We start from the raw sequence: 23,134 nt of genomic DNA on the forward strand, positions 1-23,134 counted from the left end.
GCCGCCCTTTTCAATTTCGCGGGCTGAACCTTGGCGAGGCGAAGGGCGTTGACGCCTTATGGCTCTGCTTATCCGAACACTGATCATGCCCGGCCTGATGCTGTCGCTGGGCGCCTGTGGGGACAACGGCCCGGTGAACCCGCCGACCGAACCGGCTGCCGCCGTCACGACCGAGGACCCGTCAGCGCCCGCCGCGCGGGGCCAGACCTCCATGCTGCCGGGGCGCGGTGCGACCAGTTTCGTCGGACGCTGGGCGGCGGACGTCAGTTGGTGCGCGGCGCCGCAGGGGGCGAACCGACCGATCGAGATCACATCGACCCGGTTCGAGGGGTATGAGAACTCTTGCGGGATCGCGGCGGTGGAGGAGGTCGCGGACGGCTATGTCGCGACCCTGGCCTGCGTGTCGGAGGGGACTGCTCGGTCCGAGCGGGTCCGGTTCCAGGTCACCGGCGACCTCATGCGACTGACCTATTTGGACCGGAGCGGCGATCCGGTCGAACTGCACAAATGCACGACGCTGGCCGACACGGCGACCACACCGCCGATCGCGCCCTGACCGAGGTCACCCGTCCTTGCGGTCCTTGGCGTGATCGACCGGACATACGCGGCGCGAGCCCGTCTGGCGAAACGGGGCCAGTCGGAGCTTGGATCCGTGATCGGGCGGACCCGCCTGACCGTCGGGGTGCAGACCGCGATAGTAGAGCTTCTGCCACTGGTCGGCGGGATGGGGCGGCTGGGTCTTCTTGACCCACTCCTGAAACTCCGCCCGGGCCACGCGCCAGTCGTCGAACGACCTCAGCAGCTCGGGCTCGTCCTCCATGGGGCGGAGCTCCGGCTTCACCCCGTCCAGCACCCCGCGCGGGGTGGGGAAGAAGAAGCAGAAGGGCTCGTTTTCCTCGAACCGGATCCAGACGTCCGGGCGGGTGAAGCGCCAGTTCATGGTGAAGGTGTAGGGCGCCCAGTCGGTCTCGATCACCCCGCCCATCGGGGCGATGCCGTCCTTCATGGCGTTGGGTGGGCCGCCGACCCACAGGTTCCAGCCCTCGGACGTGCGGATGATACCGTCGACGTGGAAGGTCAGGGTCCCGCTGCCGAACAGGGAGATGGGGGCCTTCTTGGGGTCCGCGCCTTCGTCGAGCACGATCTCGACCGAGCGGGCGTCCACCCCGCCGTGCCAGCGGGCCTTGAAGCCGACGGGGCTGAGCATGTCCCAGCCATGGGCGTTGGCGATGGCCAGCGGCAGGCAGCGATAGGCGAAGCTTTCGGGCGTGTCCGTCATCCACTGGCGCTTGCCCGAGGAGGGCGCGATGCGCGGAGCCCAGCCCTCGCGGACGTAGCAGATCAGGTCGGTCTCGGCCGCCCGGACGGGCGCGGTCTTGGGACGGACGGGGGCGGATCCTTTGAGTTTCTTCATGGCCCGTCCCCGCGCTCAGGTCAGTTGAACAGGAAGTTCATCACGTCGCCGTCCTTGACGACATAGGATTTGCCCTCGGCCCGCAGCTTGCCGGCCTCGCGGGCCTTGGCCTCGCCCTTGAGGGCGACATAGTCCTCGTAGGCGATGGTTTCGGCGCGGATGAAGCCCTTCTCGAAATCGGTGTGGATGACGCCGGCGGCCTGGGGCGCGGTGTCGCCGATGTGGATGGTCCAGGCGCGGGCCTCCTTCGGACCGACCGTGAAATAGGACTGCAGACCCAGCAGGGCGTAGGCCTCGCGGATCAGGCGGTTCAGGCCGGGCTCTTCGAGACCGAGGCTCTCGAGGAACTCGGCCTGTTCGGCGGCGTCGAGGACGGCCAGTTCGGAATCGATCTTGGCCGAAATCACGACGGAGTTGGCGTTGTCCTCGGCGGCGCGCTTGGCGACCAGGTCGGACAGTTCGTTGCCCTTGTCGGCCGAGCCTTCGTCGACGTTGGAGACGTAGAGGGCGGGGAGCGAGGTCAGCAGCTGGAGCATGTGCCAGGCCTTTTCGTCCTCCTTGGACACCTCGACGACGCGGGCGGGCTTGCCGGCGCGGAGCGGGACGAGCGCGGCGTTGATCAGCTTCAGCGTCAGCTGGGCGTCCTTGTCGCCGCCCTTGGCCTTCTTCTCGACGTTGACGACGCGCTTCTCAAGGCTTTCGAGGTCGGCGAGCATCAGCTCGGTCTCGATGATTTCGAGGTCACTGATCGGGTCGATGCGGTTTTCGACGTGGGTGATGTCGTCGTCGACGAAGCAGCGCGCCACGAAGGCCACGGCGTCGCAGTCGCGGATGTTGGCCAGAAACTGGTTGCCCAGGCCCTCGCCCTTCGACGCGCCGCGCACCAGGCCGGCGATGTCGACGAAGGTGATGCGCGAGGGGATGATTTCCTTCGACCCGGCGATCTCGGCCAGGGCGTCCAGACGCGGCTCCGGCACGGCCACGTCGCCGGTATTCGGCTCGATGGTGCAGAACGGGTAGTTGGCCGCCTGGGCCGCCGCCGTCTTGGTCAGGGCGTTGAACAGGGTGGACTTGCCGACGTTGGGCAGGCCGACGATCGCGACTTTAAGGGCCATGGTATTCCTCGTGAGGCGCGAGCCTTTAGACGGTTCGCAAGCGTTTGTCAGGCTCCACCCCATCTCCGTGCACCACGGCGAAGGCCGGGGTCCAGATCACAGGCCGCAATGGCTGGGATCATGCGGCTTGCTTACTGCTCCAACCACAGAGACCGCCATCTGGACCCCGGCCTTCGCCGGGGTGCACGGAGAGAATCAGGCGGGCGGCTGGCCCACGGTCGCGGTGATCTCGACCGGGGCGGCCGTGGCGAAGGTCAGGGTCAGGGGAACGGTGTCACCGGCCCTCAGGGGTTCGGTCACCCCCATCAGCATGATGTGGTTGCCGCCGGGGGCAAGCGACACGGCCTGGCCGGCGGGCAGGGGCAGGCCAGCCTCCAACTCCCGCATCATCATCATGTTGCTCTCCATACGCATCTCGTGGACCTGAGCGAGGGCGGCGACGGGCGAGGCGACGGAGACCAGGGTGTCCGCGACGGGTGCGGTCAGGGTCAGGTAGCAGCCTGTGACCTGACGGCCTTTCGGGGTGGGACGGCACAGAGCGTCGGAGACCGCGACGGGTCCGGCGGCGCCGGTCTTGTCGGAGGGACCGGACTGGCCGCAGGCGGCGAGGGTCAGAGCCGACAGGGCGGCGACGAGGATGAGGGGGCGGGTCAAGACATCTGTCCTTCAGGTTCGCGGCGCGACAGCAGGGCGACCGCGCGATCCAATAGGACCGCGACGATCAGGCTGAGGCCCGTGAGGGGATACAGGATCGCCAGGGGCAGGACGATGGCCAGAACGGCGGCTTTTGCGCGCGGTCCAGGCGGGGCGACGGGGGCGGCGAGGCGTCCCTTTGGACGACGCTTCCACCACATGACCACCGCGCTGATGCCCAGCAGCCAGATGGCGATGCAGCCGCCCAGCATCAGGTAGCGATTGATGAAGCCGTACTGGGTTCCCTGATGGGTCGCGATGCCCCATTCGATGGCCTTGGCGCCCGGTCCGAACTGACCGTAGCCGATGTCGGCGCGGACGGCGCCGGTGGCTCCGTCGATATAGAGGGCGCGCGTGTCCTCGACCTGCGTCACCTGTCGCGAGACGGTGAAGGCCAGGGTGGGGTCCGCCGGAATCGATACCTGATAGGGCCGCGCCAGCCCTTGCGCCTCCGCCGTGGCGATGACGGTGGACAGGCGGGCCGGCGCGACGTGATCGGACGGCATGACCATCCCCTCCATCGTCCAGCCGACGCCGGACGGCGCATCGGCGGCGTGTTCTGCGTGGGCCCAGGGACTGGCGGCGGCGGGGGCGGGCGGACGGCCCAGGCCGTTGGCCCTGACCCAGTCTCCGACGGCGTCGCCCCAGACCACCGACCACGGCATGCCCGTGACCGCCAGGAAGAGGATGACGGCGCCCGCATAGAGGCCGGTCAGGGCGTGCAGATCGCGCCAGAACGGCCTGCGCCCCGTCTCCGTGCTGCTCAGCTTGACCACCCCGACCGCCCGCCTGCGTGGCCACCAGAGGAAGATGCCGGTGGCGACCAGGATGATGGTCCAGCCCGCGACGATCTCCACAATCACATTGGCCCAGGTCCCGATCAGTACGAGGCTGTGCAGGTGTTTGACCGTCTCCATGACGCCGCCGAACGGGGTGACGCCGGTCACACGCGCATCTGCCGGATCGACGAAGACCGTGCGCTTGGTCGCGTCTTCCAGGGTGACGCCGAAGCGGACGGCGCGATCAGCGCGGGCAGGCATCAGGATGCTGGACGCCGTGCCGCCGGCCGCCTGTTCGGCCGCCGCGCGCCACTGGTCCGGCGAGGCGGGGCTGGCGGCCGGCGTGACTTGGGCCATGCCGCGATAGACGGCGTCGTCGATCTCGGACTTGAACAGATAGAGGCCGCCGGTCAGGGCCATCAGCATGAGGACCGGCAGGACCAGCAGGCCCGCATAGAAATGCCAGCGCCAGACGGTTCGATAGGCATCTGAGAGGAGGCCGGGAGCGGCCGGAGCCGCTCCCGTCTTGATGGTTTGGGTCATCAGTAGGCGAACCTGAGGCCGACGAAGGCCGAGACGCCTTCGCCCGGCCAGAAGACGGCAGTCGAGGCGGTTCGGGCGTCGGTCACCGCGCTGAAGTTCGAGACATAGCGCTCGTCCAACACGTTGCGGGCGTCGACGAACAGGCTGGCCCGCTCGTCGAGCCTGTAGCCGAGACCCAGGTTTACGACCGTGTAGCCCGGCGCCTTCAGGGTGTTCATGTAATCGACCCAGGTGTCCGACGGCGTCCATTCGACCGAGGGGGCGACGAACCAACCAGCCGGGTGATCGTAGCGCAGCTCAGCCCGATAGACATGGGGCGGCACCAGCGGCAGGTCGTTGTCGCCATAGGCACGGTCGCCGTCGAAGGCGAAGTCCGAGAAGGTGTAGGTCTGGCGCAGTCGCCAGCCCCCTCCCAACAAGTTTTGCGCGAACCGCCAGTCGAGACCGGCCTCGACGCCCTGGTGGACCGTCTTCTCGGCATTGAAGGTCGCGGCGGGGATGCCGAGCGCCGGGTTGACGACGAAGTTCAGCAGCTCTCCGTCGAGGTTGGCGCGATAGACGGCGACGTCCCACGAGAACTGGGCAGTGCGTCCGCGTAGACCGGCTTCATAGGTCCAGGCTTCCTGAGCCTCGACAGGCGCGAAGCCGCCCGCGGTCGGCGAGAGGGAGCCGAAGTTTGGGGGTTCGACCGAGCGGGTCACGTTGGCGTAAGCCTGCGCACCCGATGGGCTCTCCCACAGGATGCCGAGCCGGGGGGCGAACCAGTCGTAGTCCTTGCCGGTGGTCAGGTTGAACGTGGTCGGGCTGACGGCGAAGCTCTGGTAGTCCCGCTCGGCGCGGCCCCAGGCGCCGCCGGCGACCAGGGCCACGCTGTCGGTGACGAACAGCCGACCCTCGGCGAAGACGTCGAGCGCCTTTCCGTTCTGGCGCGCATTGGCCGTGCGGGCACCGCTGGAGCCGCGCACATTGATGAACTGCTGGGCGTCGAGATCACCCGAGCGATACCAAATCCCGCCGAAGGCGTCGGCGCGCAGGCCGAACACCTGGCCCTCCCAATCGATACGACCGAAGGCGCCGTAGTTGCGGCTCTGCTGGTCGATGACCTGGAAGATCGGGTGATGCAGGTCCTTCCAGGTGCCGTAGACAGCGCCCTCGAACAGCAGGCCCGGGCTCAGCCGCCAGCGGCTCGACAGGGTGGTGCGAACCGAGGCGTAGTCGCGCTGATAGTCATTGGCGACGTTGGCGGCGGCGGCCGTGACCGGGGTGTTCAGCGCCTGGGCCAGGGTGAGGGAACCGGGGATCTGCTGATGGATGTAGGCGCCTTGGACGATCAGCCGGGCCTCGCGATCCTCGCCGAAGCTGCGGCCGATATTGGCGGTGATGTACTGCTGCTGGCCGTCCGAATGCTGGCGCCAGCCTTCGGCGGTTGCGCCGGTCACGCCGATGAAGCCATCCCAGTCGCCGTGGACGCCGCCGACCTCGGCATGGAGCCGACCGGTGCGCCAGGAGCCGAAATCGGCGCGCAGGCTGGCGGTTTCGCCCGAGGTCCGACCATTGGGGGTGACCAGGTTGACCGCCCCGCCCAGAAGGGCGCCGCCGAAGCGCAGGGCATTGCCGCCCTTGTAGACCTCCGTGAAGCGGGCCAGCAGCGGATCGACCATCTGGACGTCGCCGAAGCCGTCGGCCTCGTTGAACGGGATGCCGTCCTGGGCGACGAACAGGCCGCGGAGGTGGTTGGCATTGCCGATGCCCGAGCCCCGGATCGAGATGCGGACATCGCCGCCCCACTTCTTCTGGGCATAGACGCCGGGCACGTCGCGCAGGACGTCGGCCATGTTCGGGGCGTAGCGGCTCTGGAGGCTTTCGGCGGAGACGACGGCGACGGAGCCGGGCGTGCGGGACAGGCGCCGGCGGGCCTCGGCGACGGCGGGCGGGTCCTCGGGATTGCGAGCGCCGGTGACGATGACCTCCCCGAGATCGACGGCGTCCTGTGGGACGGTCTGGGCGAAGGCGGGAGTGCTCGCGGCGGCGAGCAGCAGCGCCAAGGGCGCCACGGTGGTCTTGAGCAACATGGGATTTCCTGAATCAGGGACAGTCGAGCGCAGCCCCGTCAGGGGCGCGCAGGCGAAAGGTCGGTCTGGTTCAGGCGTGAGGGGGAGCGGTGGAGGGCGGGCGCGGCGGACCGCGCGCGGGCGGCGGTGCGGCCTCGTGCTGGACGACGAAGACAGAGGCCGGACGGGTCGTCGCGACCTTCGCCGGCTGCAGGACCGGCGGATCGGGCAGGGCGGCCGCGAAGGCGAGGACGCAGGCGGCGCATTTGGCCCCGGCCATGCCCTTGCCGGAGTCCTGACCGTCCACGCCGATGGCGATGGTCTGGGGCCCCTCGGTCGAGCAGATGACCATAGGGTGGCCCGGCGTCGAAGCCGCCAGGGCCGCGAACGGCAACAGGCTTCCGAACACGATGGCGAAGGTCGCGGCCAGGAAGGCCAGCGAACGCGCGGTCGACCAGGATTCGGCCTGAGAACGGGTCACGGAGCGGCTCTATCCCAGTGCGAGCAGGATGAGAAGCGCGTCAAAGTCTCCTCCCTGTTCGCCGCTTGGCGAACGGGGAGGTGGCTCGGAGCACAGCGGAGAGACGGAGGGGTTCTTTGCGCGCGCACGAAGAACCCCTCCGTCAGCTCGCGAAGGGCTCGTTGCCACCTCCCCATCTGCGATGGGGAGGAGACTTCGAGGGTTACTCGCCCTTCGCGGCCTGCGCCGCCTGGCGCGGGCTGAACTTGGGTGCCGGGGCCAGGCGCAGGACCTCGCCCTGATAGCGCTCGTCCTCGCCCTTGACGGCAAAAGGCAGGGCGTCGGCGCAGGCGTTCAGCATGGCGTCCAGCCACGGCTGCTCGGCCTTGTGGAAGTCGCCCAGCACATGGGGCATGACCATCGATGGCTCCCCTGGGTGGCCGATGCCCATGCGGGCGCGGCGGAAGTCGGCCCCCAGCTGGCTGATCAGGCTGCGCACCCCGTTCTGGCCGGCCGCCCCGCCGCCGGTCTTCATGCGGAAGCGGCCGGGGGCCAGGTCGATCTCGTCGTGGAAGACGATGACGTTCGCCGGCGGGATCTTGTAGAAGCGCGCCGCCTCGCCGACGGCGTTGCCGGAGTTGTTCATGAAGGTCTGGGGCTTCATCAGGAGGATCTTCGTCCCCTCGATCTCGCCTTCCGAAATCACCGACTGGAACTTCGCCCGGTCGGAGCCGAACCGCCAGCGGCGCGCGATCTCGTCCACGGCCATGAAGCCGATGTTGTGGCGGTTCTTCTCGTATTTGGGGCCCGGGTTGCCGAGGCCGGCGATGATCAACATGGGTTCAGTCGCCGAGGCCGAGGACGAAGGTCAACTGGCGGTCCAGGCGACGCATTTCTAAGGCGCTCAGGCTTCCGATCGTCGCGCCGATCTTGGAGTGGCTCACGGCATGGATCTTCTCGGTCATGATCAAAGACGGGCTGCGCAGGCCGTTCCGGATGTTGGGGTCTAGCAGCAGTCGCTGCCTTGCCTGCTTTTCCACATCGCTTGTCAGAAGGCAGACCAAGGATGAGCCCACGCCTTGGAGCACGTCATTCTGAATGACGACCGCTGGTCTAGACTTGTCACCGGCGATAGCCACGGCGACGATGTCTCCGCGGGTCAATAGGCTTCCGCCTCGGCCTCGTCGGCATACTGATCGGCCATGAGGGCTTCGCCGAATTGGAGAGCTTCCCGTTCGGATTCGCTGTCGCGGATTCGCTCAAGCGCGGCGGAGAGTTCCTCCTTGAACCCAGGGAAATCGGGATCGAGGGTCCACAAACGCACTTCCTTGTAGCCGGCCGCCTTCATGCGGGCACGAAAGGTGTCGTCGCTTTCGCCGTGATGTTGTTGCCGATCCATTCGCATAAGCTAACGCGGAGCACTGTTTCAGGCAAACAAAAGCCCGCCGGGCCGGAGCCGGGCGGGCCAATGTTCAACGGTGATCCGAAGATCAGCCTTCCGACTTCTCGCCGTCTTCCGCAGCGGCGTCTTCGTCGCCCTGTTCGGTGGCGGGAACCTCGCCGGCCTCGATGGCGGCGGCTTCGGCCTCGGCGTTCTCTTCGGCGATGGCTTCTTCGATCTCGTCAGCGGCCTTGGCGGCCGAAGAGGTCTTGATCGAGGCGATCACGAAGTCGCGGTCGGTGATGGTGGCTTCCACGTCCGAGGGGACCTTGACGTCCGACCAGCGGATGGTGTCGCCCAGCTTGTGGCCGGCCAGGTCGACGACCAGGTCTTCCGGGATGTGGTCGGCGCGGACCAGAATCTCGACCGAGTGACGGACGATCTCGAGCGAGCCGCCCTGACGGAAGGCCTTGCACTGGTCTTCGTTGATGAAGTGGATCGGCACTTCGATCTTGATGGTCTGCTTCGCATCGACGCGCATCAGGTCGAAGTGCAGCGGACGGTCCGACACGGGATCGAACTGGACGTCCTTGGCGATGACGGGCTGGGTTTCCTCGCCGTACTTCAGCGTGACCAGGTGACCCAGCAGCTTGCCGGTGTACAGCTTCATGCGGAAGTCTTTCTCGTTGACCGAGATGGCCACCGGAGCCTTGTCGCCGCCGTACAGGACGCCGGGGACAGTGCCCGACCGACGAGCGGCGCGCGCGCCGCCGGTGCCGGTGTTCTCGCGGACGTCCACGTTCAGAATGATCTCGGCCATCTGGCTCGCCTCAACAACAAAAACGCCTGCGCAGACTTATCTGCCCGCGCGGCGGGGTCATGGACCCTCGAATTCAAGAGCGCGGGTCATTACACGCAAGAGGCCGGGTGTGCAACGGCCTTGGAGTCGAGTTTTGGACGCGAGGCTTCAGTTGGCGGCAGGCGCCGGCGCGGACAGGGCGGCCGTGGTCGCTTCCACGGCCACCGGCGTGACCTCGGCCGTCGCGGTCGTGGGCACGACCGAAACCGGGATCGTCGCCGCCGTGGCGCAGGTCGCCAGGTCGCGAACGATGTGACGGCCCAGGCAGAACATGTCCTCGTAGCTGGGACGCGCGGCGGCCAGGCACTGGAACAGGTTCAGCTTGGACATATCCAGGCAGAACTGGGCGTTGGTCTCGATCGACAGGGCTTCGGTGTTGGCGCGCGCGTCGTCGCCCGCCGCGCCCATGGCCGCCAGGGCCGCGATGGCCAGGGCGTTGACCACCGCCGGGGTGTAGGGAGGCCCGTTGTTGGCCGTCGCCAGATTCAGGCCGGAACCGCTGTTGGCCGCGGTGAACAGACGCGCCGATTCCTCCGCCGAGGGTAGCATCTGGATGGCCGAGATGGTCTTGACCGATTCGAGGCGGACCTCGCGGCTCGGGATCGGGGTCACGGCCCACCGACGGCGCGGGTCGCGGCGCTCCTGGATCGTATAGGCGTCCGCCTCGACTCCGTCGGCGATGGCGGTCAGGGCGACGATGTCCTGGTTCAGGGTCGAGATGATCAGGCCGGCGGCGACGTCGGCCCCGGGCAGGGTCGCGGCATAGGCCGGGTCGCGGATGATGTTGGCGACCACTTCGGCGCGCTGCTGAGGATCATCGGCGAAGGTGCGCACGCCAGCCACGAACTCCGGCGACTGCAGGGCGAGGATCGAAGCATAGGCGATCATGCCGCGTGACAGGGTGGCCGGATCATAGGCCGCGCCCTTGCGCATGGCGGCCTGGATCGATTCGGCGTCCTGGAAGCCGCCGGCCTGGATGGTGCCGACGTCGCGGATGAAGGTGACGTAGATGGAGGCGGCCTGGGCGACGCCTTCGTTCAGGGTCACCGGCGGGGGCGGCGGGGGCGGCGGCGGGGGCGCGACCGGCTCTGGTTCAGGGGTGCTGCAGGAAGCCAGAACGAGGGCCGCGGCAGCCGCGGCGATGGCGAGACCGCGATGCGGAAGGGCCAGACGCATGGTGATTTTCCCCACAAGGATACAGCGACGCTCTGACGGCGTCGTGGTCGTGTCGGCTTATAAGCCTTCCCTAAGGTTTTCCGATCGTTAATCGCCTGAAAGGCGTTCAACTCTCCGGCGCCGCGAGGGGCGAGCTTAGCCGTTTGGCCCGGCGTTCAGCCGCTGCGTCGGCGTCAGGGCGGAGGAAGGCGGGACCGGAGCAGAGGAGGGGCTCGGCAGAGGCGCGGGCGTGATGGTCGGCTCGCGCGCCGGCGTCTCGAGCGAGGGTGTCGGGAGCGGCTGGGGCTCGATCGCGGGCGAGCGCGTCGGGGCCGGACTGCGCCCACCGCTCTGGGTCGGGTTGCCGACGGTGATGATGGCGGTCGGCAGGGCGGCGCCCCGCGCGCAGGTCGACAGGTCGCGGATCACATGGCGACCGAGGCAGAACATGTCTTCGTAGGCCGGACGGGCGGCGGCCATACACTGGAACAGGTTCAGTTTGGAACTGGCCAGGCAGTCCTGGCTGGCACGGTCGTATTGCAGGGCGTCGGTGTTGGCGACGGCGTTGTCACCGGCCGCGCCCAGGGCCGCGAGGGCGGCCATGGCCAAGGCGTTGGTGACCGAAGGGGCATAGGGGGCGCGACGGATCCGGCCAGCTGTGACACCCAGGCCCGTTCCACCGTTGGAAGCCGCGTAAAGGCGCGCGGTCTCCTCCGCCGAGGCCAGCACGGGCCGGCTCAGGTCCTTGACGGCCTGCAGGCGGGCTTCGCGGTTGTCCGCAGTGGCGCGGCCCCAGCCGTTCCGCTGATCGCCGGCATACTGGATGTTGTAGGCGTCGCTTTCTACCGAATCGGCCGCAGTCGACAGGGCGACGATGTCGGCTTCGAGCACGCCGATCACCAGGCTGGCGGCGGCTTCCGCCCCCGGCAGGGTCGAGGCGTACTCGGGATTGGCGACGATGCGGTTGATGATCTCACGACGCGTGGTCGGATCGGCTCCGACCTGCCGCACGCCCGATACGAATTCGGGCGACTGCAGTGCCAGGATGGAGCCGTAGGCCACCAGGCCGCGCGAAATCTGATCCGGATCGTAGGACGCGCCGCGCCGCAGGGCCTCTTGGACCGCCGCCGAACTGGCGAAGCCGCCCCGGAGCGTGGCCATGTCGCGCGTGAAGGTAAGATAGACGGCGGCCGAACGGGCCACGCTGTCATTCAAGGCCACCGGCGGCGGCAGGCGGGCGGCGATGGCCGCCGCCTCGATCGCCGCGATGCGCATCTCCTCGGCCTGAAGCTCGGCCTGGCTGGGCCCGCAGGCGGACAGCAGGCCTGCCACGGCGAGGGCGACCAAGGCTGGGCCGCGGCTAAGGATGTTGAGACGCATGGAGATTCCCCGAAAGCATGGCCCGACTGAAAGGTCCAGTCCGGCGGTTTTGAGGCAAGTCGGCCGACGTTTTCGTGATCAGTCGAAGAGTTTGGAGACCGATTCCTCGTTGGCGATTCGACGGATGGCCTCTCCGATCAACGGCGCGACGGCCACCGTGCGGATCTTGGAACAGGCCAGAACCTCGTGGGGCTGCTCGATCGAATCGGTGATGACCAGTTCCTTCAGCGGTCCGTCGGTGACGCGCTGCACCGCCGGACCCGAAAGGACGCCGTGGCTGATGTAGGCCGAGACCTCGGTCGCGCCCGCCTCGATCAAGGCCTTGGCCGCATTGACCAGTGTGCCGCCCGAATCGACGATGTCGTCGAACAGGATGCACTCGCGTCCCGACACGTCGCCGATGATGTTCATCACTTCGCTCTCGCCCGCCTTGGGGCGGCGCTTGTCGACGATGGCCAGATCGATATTCAGTCGCTCGGCCAGGCTGCGCGCCCGCACCACGCCGCCCACGTCGGGTGACACGATCATCAGGTTGCCGCGCTGGTAGTTTTCCTTGATGTCCTGAACCAGGACCGGCGTCGCCACCAGATTGTCGGTCGGGATGTCGAAGAAGCCCTGGATCTGGCCCGCGTGCAGATCCATCGTCAGGACCCGGTCGGCGCCCGCGCGGGTCAGCATGTTGGCGACCAGCTTGGCCGAGATCGGCGTGCGTCCGCCGGTCTTCCGGTCCTGACGCGCATATCCGAAATAGGGGATGACCGCCGTGATCCGCCGCGCGGACGCTCGCACAAGGGCGTCGATGCAGATCAACAACTCCATCAGGTTGTCGTTCGCGGGATAGGAGGTCGACTGGATGACGAAGACATCCTCGCCGCGCACGTTCTCCTCGATGACGACGAAGACCTCGTTGTCGGCGAACCGCTTCACCTGAGCCTTGGTCAGGGGCATGTCGAGATGATCGGCGATGGCCTGGGCGAGTTGCCGGTTCGAGTTGCCAGCGAGCAGCTTCATCCGGTCATCCTTTCGCCGTCATCGAACCGCCAATGACGTCTGTTCCGTACAGGCGCGCTCTTTAGCAGCGCGTCGGCCCGTATCAAGCCGTGATTGCCCTTATCGGCGCATGGCGCGTTGCGAGTGCCGATGTTAGAGAACGCGATCTTGATACCCGGGGGCCGGCCATCGCGCCGTCCGGGCGGCGTGTGATGAGGTTCCAGGTTGCTGACGTCCTTTCAGTCTTCGTCCGTTGTGCGCCGGGGCGGCGTGGTTGTTCTGGTCGCAGTCGCGGCCCTGACCGCCGCTGCCTGTAACGGCGGCGGCAATCGCCCGCGCCTCGCCTATGAGGAGCGCCCGGTCGAGCTGCTCTACAACACAGGCTACGAGCGGCTGCAGCGCCAGCGCTGGTCAGATGCGGTCGATTATTTCCAGGAAGTCGAGCGTCAGCACCCGTATTCGGAATGGTCGCGCCGCGCGATCCTGATGCAGATCTACGCCTACTACCAGAACGGCAATTATCCGGAATCGATCGCCGCTTCGGATCGGTTCATCCAGCTGTTCCCGGGAAGCCCGTCGGCGGCCTATGCCTTCTACATGCGCGCCACCTGCCACTTCGAGCAGATCGTGGACGTGGGTCGCGACCAGGGTCAGGCCGAACAGGCCCTGGCCGGTCTGCGCGATGTCGCCCGCCGTTATCCGGGCTCGTCCTACGCGACCGATGCCACGGTCAAGATCGACATGGTCAACGACCAGTTGGCCGGCAAGGAAATGAATATCGGCCGCTACTACCAGCGCGCCAACCAGCCGCTGGCCGCCATCGGCCGCTACAAGGCGGTCATCGACAACGAGGCCTTCCAGCGCACCTCGCACACCCCCGAAGCCCTGTATCGCCTGGTCGAGGTCTATCTGACGCTAGGCCTGAAGGACGAGGCGGAGCGCAACGGTTCGGTGCTGGGCTTCAACTATCCCGGCAGCCCCTGGTACGCACAGGCCTATGCCCTTCTGACCGAGGACGGCCTGCGGCCTGAAACCGCACCGACCGGTGAGCGCGAAAGCTGGCTGCGGCGGATCATCCCGGGCTGACGATCTTGTCGGCGATCATTTTTGTAGCTACATAAATGATCGAGTTCGACCCGGAGAAAGACGCCGCGAATATCGCCAAACATGGCGTGTCTCTGAAGCTCGCGGAACGAATGAACCGCGAAGAGGCAGAAGTGGTTGTCGATAGTCGTCACGACTACGGCGAACCGAGGTGGATCGCGTTTCAGGAGATCGATGGCCGCCTCTACGCCTTCGTCTTCACCGTAAGGGTTGATGTGATCCGGGCGATCAGCGTGAGGAAAGCCAATGACCGAGAGAAAAGAGCGTTCGACAGACGACGGTCTGGAGGAAGCCCGTCGTGAGTTCGTGTTCGACGATGACGACGCGCCTGAGCTCACCGAGGAACTCGCGGCTAAGCTGAGACCTGCCCATGAAGTCCTGCCCGAATACATCCTCGCCCAGTTTGCTCGCTCGCCGGGCCGTCCGCGTGCGCCCTCGCCCAAGGTTCAGACCACGTTGAGACTAGATGCCGAGGTCATCGACTTCTACAAGGCCGGCGGGCCCGGCTGGCAGTCGCGGATGAACGCCGCCCTTCGCAAGGCCGCCGGATTTACCGACTAACCGTTCCTGCCCTGTTCTGGTCTAGAGTGTCGGCGATGCCGAATCATTGTGCGCGATGCTGACCAGTCTTTCGATCCGCGACGTGGTGCTGGTCGACGTCCTCGATCTGGAGGTCGACGAGGGCCTGACCGTGCTGACCGGGGAAACCGGGGCCGGCAAGTCGATCATCTTGGACGCCCTGGGGCTTGCTCTGGGCGGGCGAGGGGAGGCGGGCCTGGTCCGCGCCGGCGCCAAACAGGCCGTCGCCACAGCCGTCTTCACCGCTCCCGACGACGATGACCTGCTGGAGCTGATCCGCGACAAGGGGTTCGACGTCACGCCGGGCGAGGACCTGATCCTGCGCCGCGTGGTCTCGTCGGACGGCCGCAGCCGCGCCTATGTCAACGATCAGCCGGCCGGGGTCGCGGCCTTGCGCGAGATCGGCGCCCGCCTGGTCGAGGTGCACGGCCAGCACGAGACCGTGGGACTGCTGGACTGGAAGACCCATCGCGGCCTGCTCGACGCCTATGGCGGCCTGGCGCCTCAGCTGGGCGGGGTCGCCTCCGCGTCCGAGAAATTGAAGGCCGCCGAGGCGAAGCTGGAAGGGCTCCGGGCCGCCGCCGCCGATGCCGCCGCACGCCTGGAAGAGATCAGCCTGAACCTCGCCGACCTCGACGCGCTCGACCCGCGCGAGGACGAAGAGACCGAACTGGCCGGCGAACGCGCCGTCCTGGGCGCGGCGGAAAAGGCCGTCGCCGACCTCGCCGACGCCCGCACCAACCTCGGCGGCGACAAGCTGAGCCAGAAACTGTCCGCCGCCCTGCGTGCCGTCGAACACGCCCGCCAGCGCGCGACCCAGGCCGGGGTCGAGGCCGATCATCCGGTGCTCGCCCGCCTGACCAGCGCCGCCGAGGCCATCGACCGCACCATGGTCGAGGCCGCCGAAGCCATCGCCGAGGTCGATGCCGCCGCCAATGCCTTCGACTTCGAGCCTGGCCGCCTCGACAAGGCCGAGGAGCGGCTGTTCGCCCTACGCGCCGCCGCCCGCAAGCTGAACACCACCGTCCACGCCCTGCCTGCGCTCCGCATCTCGCTGCGGGAACAGTTGCGGCTCATTGAGGACGGCGCCGAGGCCATGACCGTCGCCGCCCGCGAGGTCGCCGTGGCGCGCGAGACCTATGACATCACGGCCTCCCTGCTTAGCTCCGGTCGCGAGGCCGCCGCCGACCGGCTGTCGAAGGCGGTGATGGAAGAGTTGGGCCCGCTGAAACTCGACCGCGCCCGGTTCCGTGTCGCCCTCGAGCCCGTCGCCGACGGGCGTCGTGGTCCTCTGGGTGTCGAGACCGCACGCTTCGAGATCGCCACCAACGCCGGGACGCCGTTTGGGCCGCTCGACGCCATTGCGTCCGGCGGCGAACTGGCCCGTTTCGCCCTGGCCATGAAGGCCGCACTGGCCGGCCGCGAGGATCAGCGCCAGCCGGTCATGATCTTCGACGAGGTCGATCAGGGTGTCGGCGGCGCCGTGGCCGAGGCCGTGGGCCAACGCCTCAAACGCCTCTCCACCGGCGCCCAGGTTCTGGTCGTGACGCACAGCCCCCAGGTCGCCGCGCGGGGCCACGCCCACTGGAAGGTGCGCAAGGCCGACGCTGCCGGGGTCACCACGACCACCGTCGATACGCTGAGCGCCGAAGCCCGGCAGGAAGAGATCGCCCGCATGCTGTCGGGCGCGACGATCACCGAGGAGGCCCGCGCGGCCGCCCGCTCCCTGATCGGCTAGCGGGCTGAAGGAATGGCGCCCTCATCCCTCCCGTCCGGCGCCTTTCTGGGCCAACGTTCGACGACGGCGACGGTCGCCGGGTTCAAGGCCGGGCTGTGGCGAGCGAGCGTGCCGCCCGAGGGCGTCCACACCCACACCCACGAAGACGCCCATTTCGTCCTGGCCCTCGACGGCGGCTATCACAGCCTCGCCCATGACCGCGAGACGCCCAGGGGCCAGGGCTTTGCGGCGGGGGCGCTGATCTGGAATCCGCCCGGCGTCGAGCATCGCGACAGCTTCGAAACCCCCGGCGGACGGTTCCTGTCCGTCAGCTTCATGCCGCCGAAGGGCGCGATCAGGGGCGAGCCCATCCGCCTGCGTCGTCCCGTTGCCGAGGCTGCGGCACGGCGACTGGTCGGGGCGGTGGCGAGCCAGCGGGAGGCCGACGCGGTCAAGCTGGAAGGCCTGCTGCTGGACATGGCGTCCGCCGTCCTGTCGCCCGCCGAACTGGACGAGGATCCTGCGCCGCAGTGGCTGCTGCGCGCCGACCAGGCCTTGCGCGATCTGTGCCGACAGCCGGGTCTGGAGGTGCGGGACCTGGCGAGGATCGTCGGCGTCCATCCGGTGTCGCTGGCGCGGCGCTATCGCCGCCATTTCGGCATTTCGCCCGCCACGGCCATTCGCCGTGCGCGTGTCGATCGGGCGCTGGCGGATCTGGTCGTGGGCATGGATCTGGCCGAGCTGGCGGATCGCGGCGGCTATGCGGACCAGAGCCATCTGACACGCGAGTTCCGCGCCCTGTATGGCGTGACGCCCGGCGGATACCGCGCCCTGTTCGGCTGACCGGTTTCATCTGTTCAAGAAAGCTTTGCCGTAACCTGCGACAGCTCGGGCCTTATCCTGAGGACATCGAATGTACCGACTTCTGCTGGGGGCGCTCAGCCTCGCTCTGGTTTCCGGCCCGGCCCATTCCGAGGTCGACTGGCCCGTCGCCGCGCCAGCCAGCCAGGGCGTCTCGGCCGAGCGGCTGACGGCCATGGATGCGACCGTTCGCGCCGGCGAGTTCCAAAAGATCACCAGCGTCCTCATCGCCCGCCACGGACAGTTGGTGCACGAGGCCTATTTCGACGACGGCGGTCCTCAGGCCCGTCGCAACACCCGCTCCGCGACCAAGACCGTCACCGCCATGCTGATCGGCGCCGCGATCGCAGAGGGCCGGTTGTCGGGCGTCGATGCGCCGGTGATGCCCTTCGTCGCCGATAGCGGTCCCTTCGAGAACCCCGACCCGCGCAAGGACCGGATCACCGTCGAGGACCTGCTGACGATGAGTTCGTTGCTGGAGTGCAACGACGACAACGAGTTCTCGCGGGGCAATGAGGAGCGGATGTACCTGATCGAGGACTGGGCGGGCTTCGCTTTCGACCTGCCGATCCGGGGCTTCCCCGTCTGGGCGCCGCGTCCCGAAGCGTCGCCCTATGGACGGTCCTTCAGCTATTGCACTGCCGGTGTGGTGACCCTGGGCGCGGTGGTTCAAGGCGCGGTCGGTCGGCCCCTGCCGGAGTTCGCGCACGACGCCCTGTTCGGCCCGCTGGGCATCGACGGTGAGGAGTGGCAGATCTCTCCGACCGGCCTGGCCATGGGCGGCGGCGGTCTGGGGCTGACCAGCCGCGACCTGCTGGCGTTGGGCCAGCTTCTGCTGAACCGGGGACAATGGGACGGACGACAGGTGCTGCCCGCGGCCTGGGTCGAGGCCATGACGACGCCTCACTCGAGCGTCGGCGAAGGGCGCGGGGACTACGGCTATCTGGTCTGGCTGCCGACCTTCCAGGCGGCGGGGGCGCCGCACGCCGCCTGGATGATGTCGGGTTCCGGCGGCAATAAGGTGATCGTCGTGCCAGACCTCGACGTCGTGGCGGTGATCACGACCACGAACTTCGGTGTCCGCGATTCTCACGGCATCTCTGATCGTCTGATCGTCGAACACGTCCTTGCGGCGATCGCTCCCTAGCGGGCGCAGATCGGGGAGGGGCCGTCCGTCGTGGTGATCCAGCAGGCGCGATCGCGCGGATTTCGGATGTAGGTTCCGCCGACGGGGACCCGGCGTTCGGGGCTGAACACCTCGAACAGGCTGCCTTCGCCGTCGATGATGATCATGCGGACGGCAATGTCGGGGCCGTCCAGCTGGAAGCTGCCGTCATTGAACAGGGGGGTGAAGGTGCAGGCGGTCTCGGCCATCTGGCCGACGCTGCAGCGGATCTGGCGCGACCGGCCGGACCGCTCGTCGGGAGAGACCGGGATGACGGTGTAGGCCTGGGCCTTGGGCGCGGCCTTCGAGACGTCGGCCATGGCGCCGGTGGCGGCGAAGACGGCGGCTGCGGTCACGGCAGCAATGACGATGTTGACCATTCGAAACCCTCCCGACGCCCACCGCGTCAACGAACGAGAGCTAGCGGCAGTGGGAAGCCGGCGTCCAGCACCCACGGGTCTATACGCCCAGAATCCAGCCTTCTTCGCCCTCGACCTGGGCGATCAGGGCCTCGTCGGTGCCCTTCTTGGGTCCGAAGGCGGTCGACAGCTCGCCGCGCTCATCCATCAGGGCGAAATGCTCGGCGGTGGTGCGGACCTGGGCCTGGTCCTTGAACTCCCCTTCGGCAGGGGTGATCGGCCACATCGACGGCCAGACCTCGGCGACCAGGACCGACAGGGGCTCGACGTCGGCGGCGTCCAGGGCTCGCCAGCCGGTGCCGAGGGGCCAGACGGCGCCGGACGAACCGAGGCTCTCCAGCAGTCGACGTACCATCGGGATACCGACCAGGGTCTGGCCGCCGACGGCGCCGGCGCCATGCATCTGCCAGTTCGACTTGGGCTGCAGCTTGCCCTTGCGCACCGCGTTCTCGGTCGCCCGGAACTCGGGGATGTCGCCCGTTCCCTGCGGCGGCTTGGTCGTGGTCAGCCAGCGTTGCGCCTGCTTGGCCGGCGCCCCCCACAGGGGCCAGGCCTCGTCGGTCATCAGCCGGTTCATCTTGGCCGCGACCTGATAGCGGTTGTTGGTGTTGTCGGCCTTGTCCACGATGTTCGAGGCGATGAATTTCCACATCGCCGACCAGGCCGGGGTGTCCGCCAGCCCGAGGCGAGCCGCAGTCCCGACCGGATAACCCAGCGAGAAATCGAAGCCGACGAAGACCCGGTCGCCGCGCTTCTTGTGGTCGGCCAGGATCGTCTTCAGCAGCGCCTCGCCCTCGGCGCGCGTCGCGACGTTATGGGTCTCGGTATAGAGGCGGAAGCGCACGTCGCGTTTGGCCACGCCGATCCACACCGAGTTCTCGCCCAGTTTCTTGCCTTCGGCGGCGGTCCAGTCGGCAATGACATAGGCGTCGAACAGGCGGGCCACGGCGGGCTCCTTTGGAATACGCAAACAGAGAGGGTGGGGGCTTCTACCTCTCCTGCCGGTGAGGCGGCAATGGCGCCGGTCGTCTCCTCCCCATCTGCGATGGGGAGGAGACCGTTTCACCCCTTCAGCAGCGCCTCAAGGTGCGACAACCAGCGCCGTCCCAGCCGCATGGCCTCGGGCGGGGAGCCCGCATGGCCCGGCGCCATGGCGTTCCACAGAGCGAGTTCGAACTCGGGATAGCGGGCGTCCGCGAACAACAGCCGCAGGGTCACCAGCTCCGCATCCGGCGCCATGACGTCCAGCGCCTTTCGCTGTTCACCTCGCCGGACCCGGGCCACGACATGGCCGTCGACGATGATCTCGCCGCCCTCGACCTCTTCGAAGCTGTAGACCAGTCCGTGCGCACCGCGATTCCACAGCACGGCGATCTGGCCGCCTTCGAAATCCAGCCCCGCTGCGCGGCCTTCGTGGGCGGAGATGGCCTCGGCCTCGGCGACGGCGCCCAGGGACTTCAGCATGGCGCGACGCAGGCGGCGCTCCGGCTCCATCCACCAGTTCAGTGTCAGGGCGCCCGTCGTCAGGGCCGCCGCGGCCAGCGCCACCAGAAGGATGACGCGAAACGCCTCGGCCATCAGTCGGCCAGCTCGATCACCACCGGCACATGGTCCGACGGCTTGTCCATGTCGCGCGCGTCGCGATGGGTCTCGACCCCGACGAAGCGGTCGGCGGCCTGGGGCGACAGCAGGTGGAAGTCGATGCGGATGCCGTGGTCGCGCTGCCAGGCGCCGGCCTGATAGTCCCAGAAGGTGTAGGTCCCCGGCGGCTGGCGGCCCAGTTCGCCCGCTTCGTAAAGACCCAGCCCCTTCAGCGCCCGGAAGGCGGCGCGACTCTCGGGCTGGAACAGGGCGTCGTTGACCCAGGCGGCCGGGTTCTTGGCGTCCTCGGGCAGGGGGATGACGTTGTAGTCGCCGCACAGGGTGAAGGACTCTTCCAGCGCCAGCAGGTCGCGCGCATGGGCGTTCAGCCGCGCCATCCAGCGCATCTTGTAGTCGAACTTCTCGGTTCCGATCGGATTGCCGTTAGGCAGGTAGAGGCCGCCGACCCGCACCGGACGAGGAGCCTCGATGATCGCCTCGATATAGCGGGCCTGGTCCTCGGCGCCCTCTGTCAGAAGATCCTCGCCGGGCAGACCGCGCCGCACGTCCGAGACCGGGAATTTCGAAAGCAGGGCGACGCCGTTGTACGACTTCTGGCCGTGGACCTCGACGTTGTAGCCCAGGCTCTCGAACGCCTCCCGGGGGAATTTCTCGTCGACCGTCTTGATCTCCTGGAAGCAGACGACGTCCGGCTGGGCCGCCTCCAGCCATGCGAGCACGCTCGGCAGGCGGGCGTTGACGGAGTTGACGTTCCAGGTGGCGATGCGCATCGGCCGGACGCTAAGCGGCGTCGGTCACTGGAGCAAGCGCCGGTGAACGCCCTCTAAGGCGCCGGCGCGACCGCGGCCGCGACAGTCGTCAGGCGGCAACCGCCACCGATCCGCTGGGCCTGGTCGCAGGGATAGACGTTCAGCGGCTCGAAGCGCGGCGAGAAGATCACGACATAGCCGCCGCCCGCACCGCATTTGGCCTCATAGACCCGGTTGCCGCTCGCCGAACCCATATAGCGGCTGGCGGTCACGTCGCACTCCGACGCCGGGCTTCCGACCAGCCGAGTCTTCAGCGTCGCAGCCGCTTCTTCGGGCGTGGAGAACCGGCATGTCGCATTCTGGCTGGCCACGATCGCGCACTCGGTCGCGGTCCAGCCTGTGGCCGCCTTCTCGATCCGATAGCCGTCCAAGCCGGCGCAGCCGACCTCGTAGATCAGGGTGTTCTCGGCCGTCCGTCCCAGGGGCGCGCCCTGGTCGACGGTACAGGTGATGCCGGCCTCGGTCGCATAGCCGGCGACAGCGCGGGCGATGTCCTTGTTCTGGGCGATGACGCACTGAACGCCCACGTCGGCGTTCGGGTTGGCGGCACGCTCGGTCTCGGCCTGACCGGCCAGCAGGACGCAGTCGCGCGCCTCGGGCGGGATGGAGTTGACCAGGATATAGCCGGGCCCCGTCGCACAGGCGGCCTCGTAGGTGACGCGCTGACGGTCGGTGGTCTGGCCGATCACATTGGCCTCGGTCACCCGACAGGTGATCCCGGCCGCCGTGGCGATGCGCTGGGCGGCCATGGCGGCGGCGGGGCCGGAGGTGGCCAGGGGCGTGGAGGCGGAGGGGGCGGCGTTTGTGCTTTCCGTCGTCGCGGGCGCGCTCGGGTCCTGCATGTCCTGGGCGGAGGCGGCGACTGGGCTCAGGCAGACCGCGAGGGCGACGGTCAAGCTTGCGATCATAACGGATTTCGACACGGTACGGCTCCACTTCCCCAATGCCGGGGAAGGCGAGCGTGTGACCTGTCGCGCGCCCGGGTCAAGCCTTCCGGCGACCGAAAAGAAAGAACCGGCGGACGATGTCTCGTCCGCCGGTTCGGCAGGCTTAGTTTTTCGACAGTCTTACTGAGGCGTCGCGGCGGCCGGGGCTTCCGGCACGATGGTCAGGCGGCAGCCGCCGCCGATGCGCTGGGCGGTTTCGCAGGGGTAGACCTGCTGCACGGCGTATTCCGGGTTGAAGCGCACGATCACGCCGTTGCCGGCGCCGCACTTGGCCTCCCAGAAGGCGCCGTTGGCGTTGGCGCCCATGTATCGACCCTCGGTCACGTCGCAGGCGGCGGCTTCGGAGCCGGCGATGCGGGTCTTGAAGGTGGCGACCGTTTCGGCGGCGGTGGTGTAACGGCAGGTGGCGTTCTGCGTCGTCACGATAGCGCATTCGGTGGCCTTCCAGCCGTCGGCCAGCTTCTCGATCCAGTAGCCGTCGGCGCCGTTGCAGCCGATCTCGTAGATCAGGTTGCCCTCGCTGGACTTGCCGATCGAGGCGCCCTGATCGACGGAGCAGCGCACGCCGGCTTCGGTCGCATAGGTGGAGATGACGCGCAGGACGTCGGCGTTCTGCGGGATCACGCACTGGGTGCCCAGGTCGGCGGCAGGGTCGCGGGCACGGTCGATCTCGGCCTGACCGGCCAGGAGTACGCAGTCGGCCGCCACGGGCGGGGTCGAGGCCATGAGGATGTAGCCGGGACCGGTCGCGCAGGTCGCCTCATACGAACGGGAGCCGTCCGGGGTGAGACCCAGGAAGTTGGCGGCGCTGACCTGGCAGGACACCGAGGCCGAGGTCGCGATGGCTTGAGCTGCGGCGATATTTTCTTCCGGGGTCGGCGGAGCCGGTGCGCGCTCGCGCTCCTGACGTCGCGGGGTCCGGCTGGGGGTCACGCGCGCGGCCGGAGCCGTCACGGTGCCTTGAGGGTTGGCCGTGCCGAAGCCGGTGCCACGGTCGTTTGGGTCTTGCGCCGAGGCGGGCGAAAAGGCCGCCAAAGCCATGATTGCGGCGCCGCCGACGGCCGCCAGGGTTTTGATGAACACGGACGCTCTCCTTGGAAACTGGTCCTGA

The 23,134-nt window shown here is 68.0% G+C and carries 25 protein-coding genes and 1 pseudogene; 7 read left to right on the forward strand and 19 right to left on the reverse strand.

Going from position 1 to position 23,134, the window contains the following annotated elements:
• Positions 1-58: 58 nt before the first annotated feature.
• Positions 59-556 (forward strand): hypothetical protein, encoded by a 498-nt coding sequence (locus tag ACW171_RS00360; RefSeq protein ID WP_492094886.1) that lies wholly within the window; start codon positions 59-61, stop codon positions 554-556.
• Positions 557-562: 6 nt separating this feature from the next.
• On the opposite strand, the gene ACW171_RS00365 is transcribed toward ACW171_RS00360, so the two are convergent.
• The 13 genes and pseudogenes from ACW171_RS00365 to ACW171_RS00425 all read right to left on the reverse strand — a co-directional run bounded on the left by ACW171_RS00365 (position 563) and on the right by ACW171_RS00425 (position 12,841).
• Positions 563-1,414 (reverse strand): DUF6065 family protein, encoded by an 852-nt coding sequence (locus tag ACW171_RS00365; RefSeq protein WP_492094888.1) that lies wholly within the window; start codon positions 1,412-1,414, stop codon positions 563-565.
• A gap of 20 nt (positions 1,415-1,434) precedes the next feature.
• Positions 1,435-2,529, reverse strand: a complete 1,095-nt coding sequence (gene ychF / locus ACW171_RS00370; protein ID WP_492094889.1) for a redox-regulated ATPase YchF — start codon at positions 2,527-2,529, stop codon at positions 1,435-1,437.
• A 195-nt stretch (positions 2,530-2,724) separates the two neighbouring features.
• Positions 2,725-3,183, reverse strand: coding sequence for a copper chaperone PCu(A)C (locus ACW171_RS00375; protein ID WP_492094890.1), 459 nt, complete (start codon positions 3,181-3,183; stop codon positions 2,725-2,727).
• Positions 3,180-4,544: a PepSY-associated TM helix domain-containing protein gene (locus ACW171_RS00380; protein WP_492094891.1), complete on the reverse strand. Its 1,365-nt coding sequence runs from the start codon at positions 4,542-4,544 to the stop codon at positions 3,180-3,182. Before ACW171_RS00380 ends, ACW171_RS00375 begins: the two co-directional genes overlap by 4 nt.
• Positions 4,544-6,616: a TonB-dependent receptor family protein gene (locus tag ACW171_RS00385; protein ID WP_492094892.1), complete on the reverse strand. Its 2,073-nt coding sequence runs from the start codon at positions 6,614-6,616 to the stop codon at positions 4,544-4,546. Before ACW171_RS00385 ends, ACW171_RS00380 begins: the two co-directional genes overlap by 1 nt.
• 70 nt (positions 6,617-6,686) lie before the next feature.
• Positions 6,687-7,076, reverse strand: coding sequence for a DUF2946 family protein (locus ACW171_RS00390; RefSeq protein WP_492094893.1), 390 nt, complete (start codon positions 7,074-7,076; stop codon positions 6,687-6,689).
• Positions 7,077-7,278: 202 nt separating this feature from the next.
• A complete protein-coding gene (gene pth, locus ACW171_RS00395) occupies positions 7,279-7,893 on the reverse strand; it encodes an aminoacyl-tRNA hydrolase (protein WP_492094894.1) in 615 nt (204 codons plus the stop codon).
• 4 nt (positions 7,894-7,897) lie between these two features.
• Entirely contained in the window at positions 7,898-8,218 is a 321-nt protein-coding gene (locus ACW171_RS00400; protein ID WP_492094895.1) for a type II toxin-antitoxin system PemK/MazF family toxin, read from the reverse strand.
• The gene (locus ACW171_RS00405; protein WP_492094896.1) at positions 8,215-8,454 is read right to left on the reverse strand and encodes an antitoxin MazE-like protein; all 240 of its coding nucleotides are present in this window, start codon (positions 8,452-8,454) and stop codon (positions 8,215-8,217) included. The genes ACW171_RS00400 and ACW171_RS00405 overlap by 4 nt, the downstream gene beginning before the upstream one ends.
• A 157-nt stretch (positions 8,455-8,611) precedes the next feature.
• Positions 8,612-9,256: pseudogene (locus ACW171_RS00410) on the reverse strand (50S ribosomal protein L25/general stress protein Ctc); the annotation flags it as partial.
• Between the two features lie 147 nt (positions 9,257-9,403).
• Entirely contained in the window at positions 9,404-10,471 is a 1,068-nt protein-coding gene (locus ACW171_RS00415) for a hypothetical protein (protein WP_492094898.1), read from the reverse strand.
• Positions 10,472-10,606: 135 nt separating this feature from the next.
• Complete coding sequence (locus tag ACW171_RS00420) at positions 10,607-11,830, reverse strand: hypothetical protein (RefSeq protein WP_492094900.1); 1,224 nt, start codon at positions 11,828-11,830, stop codon at positions 10,607-10,609.
• A 78-nt stretch (positions 11,831-11,908) separates the two neighbouring features.
• Entirely contained in the window at positions 11,909-12,841 is a 933-nt protein-coding gene (locus ACW171_RS00425; RefSeq protein WP_492094902.1) for a ribose-phosphate pyrophosphokinase, read from the reverse strand.
• A gap of 204 nt (positions 12,842-13,045) precedes the next feature.
• Here ACW171_RS00425 and ACW171_RS00430 point away from each other — a divergent pair, with 204 nt between their 5' ends.
• From ACW171_RS00430 to ACW171_RS00455, 6 genes are all read left to right on the forward strand, one after another.
• Positions 13,046-13,906, forward strand: coding sequence for an outer membrane protein assembly factor BamD (locus ACW171_RS00430; protein ID WP_492094904.1), 861 nt, complete (start codon positions 13,046-13,048; stop codon positions 13,904-13,906).
• A 35-nt stretch (positions 13,907-13,941) separates the two neighbouring features.
• Positions 13,942-14,226: a BrnT family toxin gene (locus tag ACW171_RS00435; RefSeq protein WP_492094906.1), complete on the forward strand. Its 285-nt coding sequence runs from the start codon at positions 13,942-13,944 to the stop codon at positions 14,224-14,226.
• Complete coding sequence (locus ACW171_RS00440) at positions 14,171-14,485, forward strand: BrnA antitoxin family protein (protein WP_492094908.1); 315 nt, start codon at positions 14,171-14,173, stop codon at positions 14,483-14,485. The genes ACW171_RS00435 and ACW171_RS00440 overlap by 56 nt, the downstream gene beginning before the upstream one ends.
• Positions 14,486-14,540: 55 nt before the next feature.
• Positions 14,541-16,241, forward strand: coding sequence for a DNA repair protein RecN (recN, locus tag ACW171_RS00445; RefSeq protein WP_492094909.1), 1,701 nt, complete (start codon positions 14,541-14,543; stop codon positions 16,239-16,241).
• A gap of 12 nt (positions 16,242-16,253) precedes the next feature.
• Entirely contained in the window at positions 16,254-17,063 is an 810-nt protein-coding gene (locus ACW171_RS00450; protein WP_492094910.1) for a helix-turn-helix domain-containing protein, read from the forward strand.
• A 70-nt stretch (positions 17,064-17,133) separates the two neighbouring features.
• Positions 17,134-18,228, forward strand: coding sequence for a serine hydrolase domain-containing protein (locus ACW171_RS00455; RefSeq protein WP_492094912.1), 1,095 nt, complete (start codon positions 17,134-17,136; stop codon positions 18,226-18,228).
• Here ACW171_RS00455 and ACW171_RS00460 read toward each other — a convergent pair.
• The 6 genes from ACW171_RS00460 to ACW171_RS00485 form a co-directional block, all read right to left on the reverse strand.
• Positions 18,225-18,626 (reverse strand): hypothetical protein, encoded by a 402-nt coding sequence (locus ACW171_RS00460; protein ID WP_492094914.1) that lies wholly within the window; start codon positions 18,624-18,626, stop codon positions 18,225-18,227. The genes ACW171_RS00455 and ACW171_RS00460 overlap by 4 nt on opposite strands.
• 79 nt (positions 18,627-18,705) lie before the next feature.
• On the reverse strand, positions 18,706-19,611 hold the full coding sequence (locus tag ACW171_RS00465) for a cobalamin biosynthesis protein CbiG (protein WP_492094916.1): 906 nt from the start codon (positions 19,609-19,611) through the stop codon (positions 18,706-18,708).
• Between the two features lie 116 nt (positions 19,612-19,727).
• A complete protein-coding gene (locus ACW171_RS00470) occupies positions 19,728-20,243 on the reverse strand; it encodes a hypothetical protein (RefSeq protein ID WP_492094918.1) in 516 nt (171 codons plus the stop codon).
• Positions 20,243-21,037, reverse strand: coding sequence for an exodeoxyribonuclease III (xth, locus tag ACW171_RS00475; protein ID WP_492094920.1), 795 nt, complete (start codon positions 21,035-21,037; stop codon positions 20,243-20,245). Before xth ends, ACW171_RS00470 begins: the two co-directional genes overlap by 1 nt.
• Positions 21,038-21,090: 53 nt before the next feature.
• On the reverse strand, positions 21,091-21,972 hold the full coding sequence (locus tag ACW171_RS00480) for a hypothetical protein (protein WP_492094922.1): 882 nt from the start codon (positions 21,970-21,972) through the stop codon (positions 21,091-21,093).
• A 171-nt stretch (positions 21,973-22,143) separates the two neighbouring features.
• Positions 22,144-23,106, reverse strand: a complete 963-nt coding sequence (locus ACW171_RS00485) for a hypothetical protein (protein WP_492094924.1) — start codon at positions 23,104-23,106, stop codon at positions 22,144-22,146.
• Between the last annotated feature and the right edge of the window lie 28 nt (positions 23,107-23,134).

The sequence above is a fragment of the Brevundimonas sp. FV1ye28 genome (assembly GCF_058681135.1).

Coding starts and splice junctions, on each gene's coding strand:
- ACW171_RS00365 (WP_492094888.1), bottom strand. CDS start 1,414: ATGAAGAAACTCAAAGGATCCGCCCCCGTCCGTCCCAAGACCGCGCCC.
- ACW171_RS00360 (WP_492094886.1), top strand. CDS start 59: ATGGCTCTGCTTATCCGAACACTGATCATGCCCGGCCTGATGCTGTCG.
- ACW171_RS00450 (WP_492094910.1), top strand. CDS start 16,254: ATGGCGCCCTCATCCCTCCCGTCCGGCGCCTTTCTGGGCCAACGTTCG.
- pth (WP_492094894.1), bottom strand. CDS start 7,893: ATGTTGATCATCGCCGGCCTCGGCAACCCGGGCCCCAAATACGAGAAG.
- ACW171_RS00405 (WP_492094896.1), bottom strand. CDS start 8,454: ATGGATCGGCAACAACATCACGGCGAAAGCGACGACACCTTTCGTGCC.
- ychF (WP_492094889.1), bottom strand. CDS start 2,529: ATGGCCCTTAAAGTCGCGATCGTCGGCCTGCCCAACGTCGGCAAGTCC.
- ACW171_RS00385 (WP_492094892.1), bottom strand. CDS start 6,616: ATGTTGCTCAAGACCACCGTGGCGCCCTTGGCGCTGCTGCTCGCCGCC.
- recN (WP_492094909.1), top strand. CDS start 14,541: ATGCTGACCAGTCTTTCGATCCGCGACGTGGTGCTGGTCGACGTCCTC.
- ACW171_RS00380 (WP_492094891.1), bottom strand. CDS start 4,544: ATGACCCAAACCATCAAGACGGGAGCGGCTCCGGCCGCTCCCGGCCTC.
- ACW171_RS00415 (WP_492094898.1), bottom strand. CDS start 10,471: ATGCGTCTGGCCCTTCCGCATCGCGGTCTCGCCATCGCCGCGGCTGCC.
- ACW171_RS00460 (WP_492094914.1), bottom strand. CDS start 18,626: ATGGTCAACATCGTCATTGCTGCCGTGACCGCAGCCGCCGTCTTCGCC.
- ACW171_RS00455 (WP_492094912.1), top strand. CDS start 17,134: ATGTACCGACTTCTGCTGGGGGCGCTCAGCCTCGCTCTGGTTTCCGGC.
- xth (WP_492094920.1), bottom strand. CDS start 21,037: ATGCGCATCGCCACCTGGAACGTCAACTCCGTCAACGCCCGCCTGCCG.
- ACW171_RS00425 (WP_492094902.1), bottom strand. CDS start 12,841: ATGAAGCTGCTCGCTGGCAACTCGAACCGGCAACTCGCCCAGGCCATC.
- ACW171_RS00470 (WP_492094918.1), bottom strand. CDS start 20,243: ATGGCCGAGGCGTTTCGCGTCATCCTTCTGGTGGCGCTGGCCGCGGCG.
- ACW171_RS00420 (WP_492094900.1), bottom strand. CDS start 11,830: ATGCGTCTCAACATCCTTAGCCGCGGCCCAGCCTTGGTCGCCCTCGCC.
- ACW171_RS00435 (WP_492094906.1), top strand. CDS start 13,942: ATGATCGAGTTCGACCCGGAGAAAGACGCCGCGAATATCGCCAAACAT.
- ACW171_RS00440 (WP_492094908.1), top strand. CDS start 14,171: ATGACCGAGAGAAAAGAGCGTTCGACAGACGACGGTCTGGAGGAAGCC.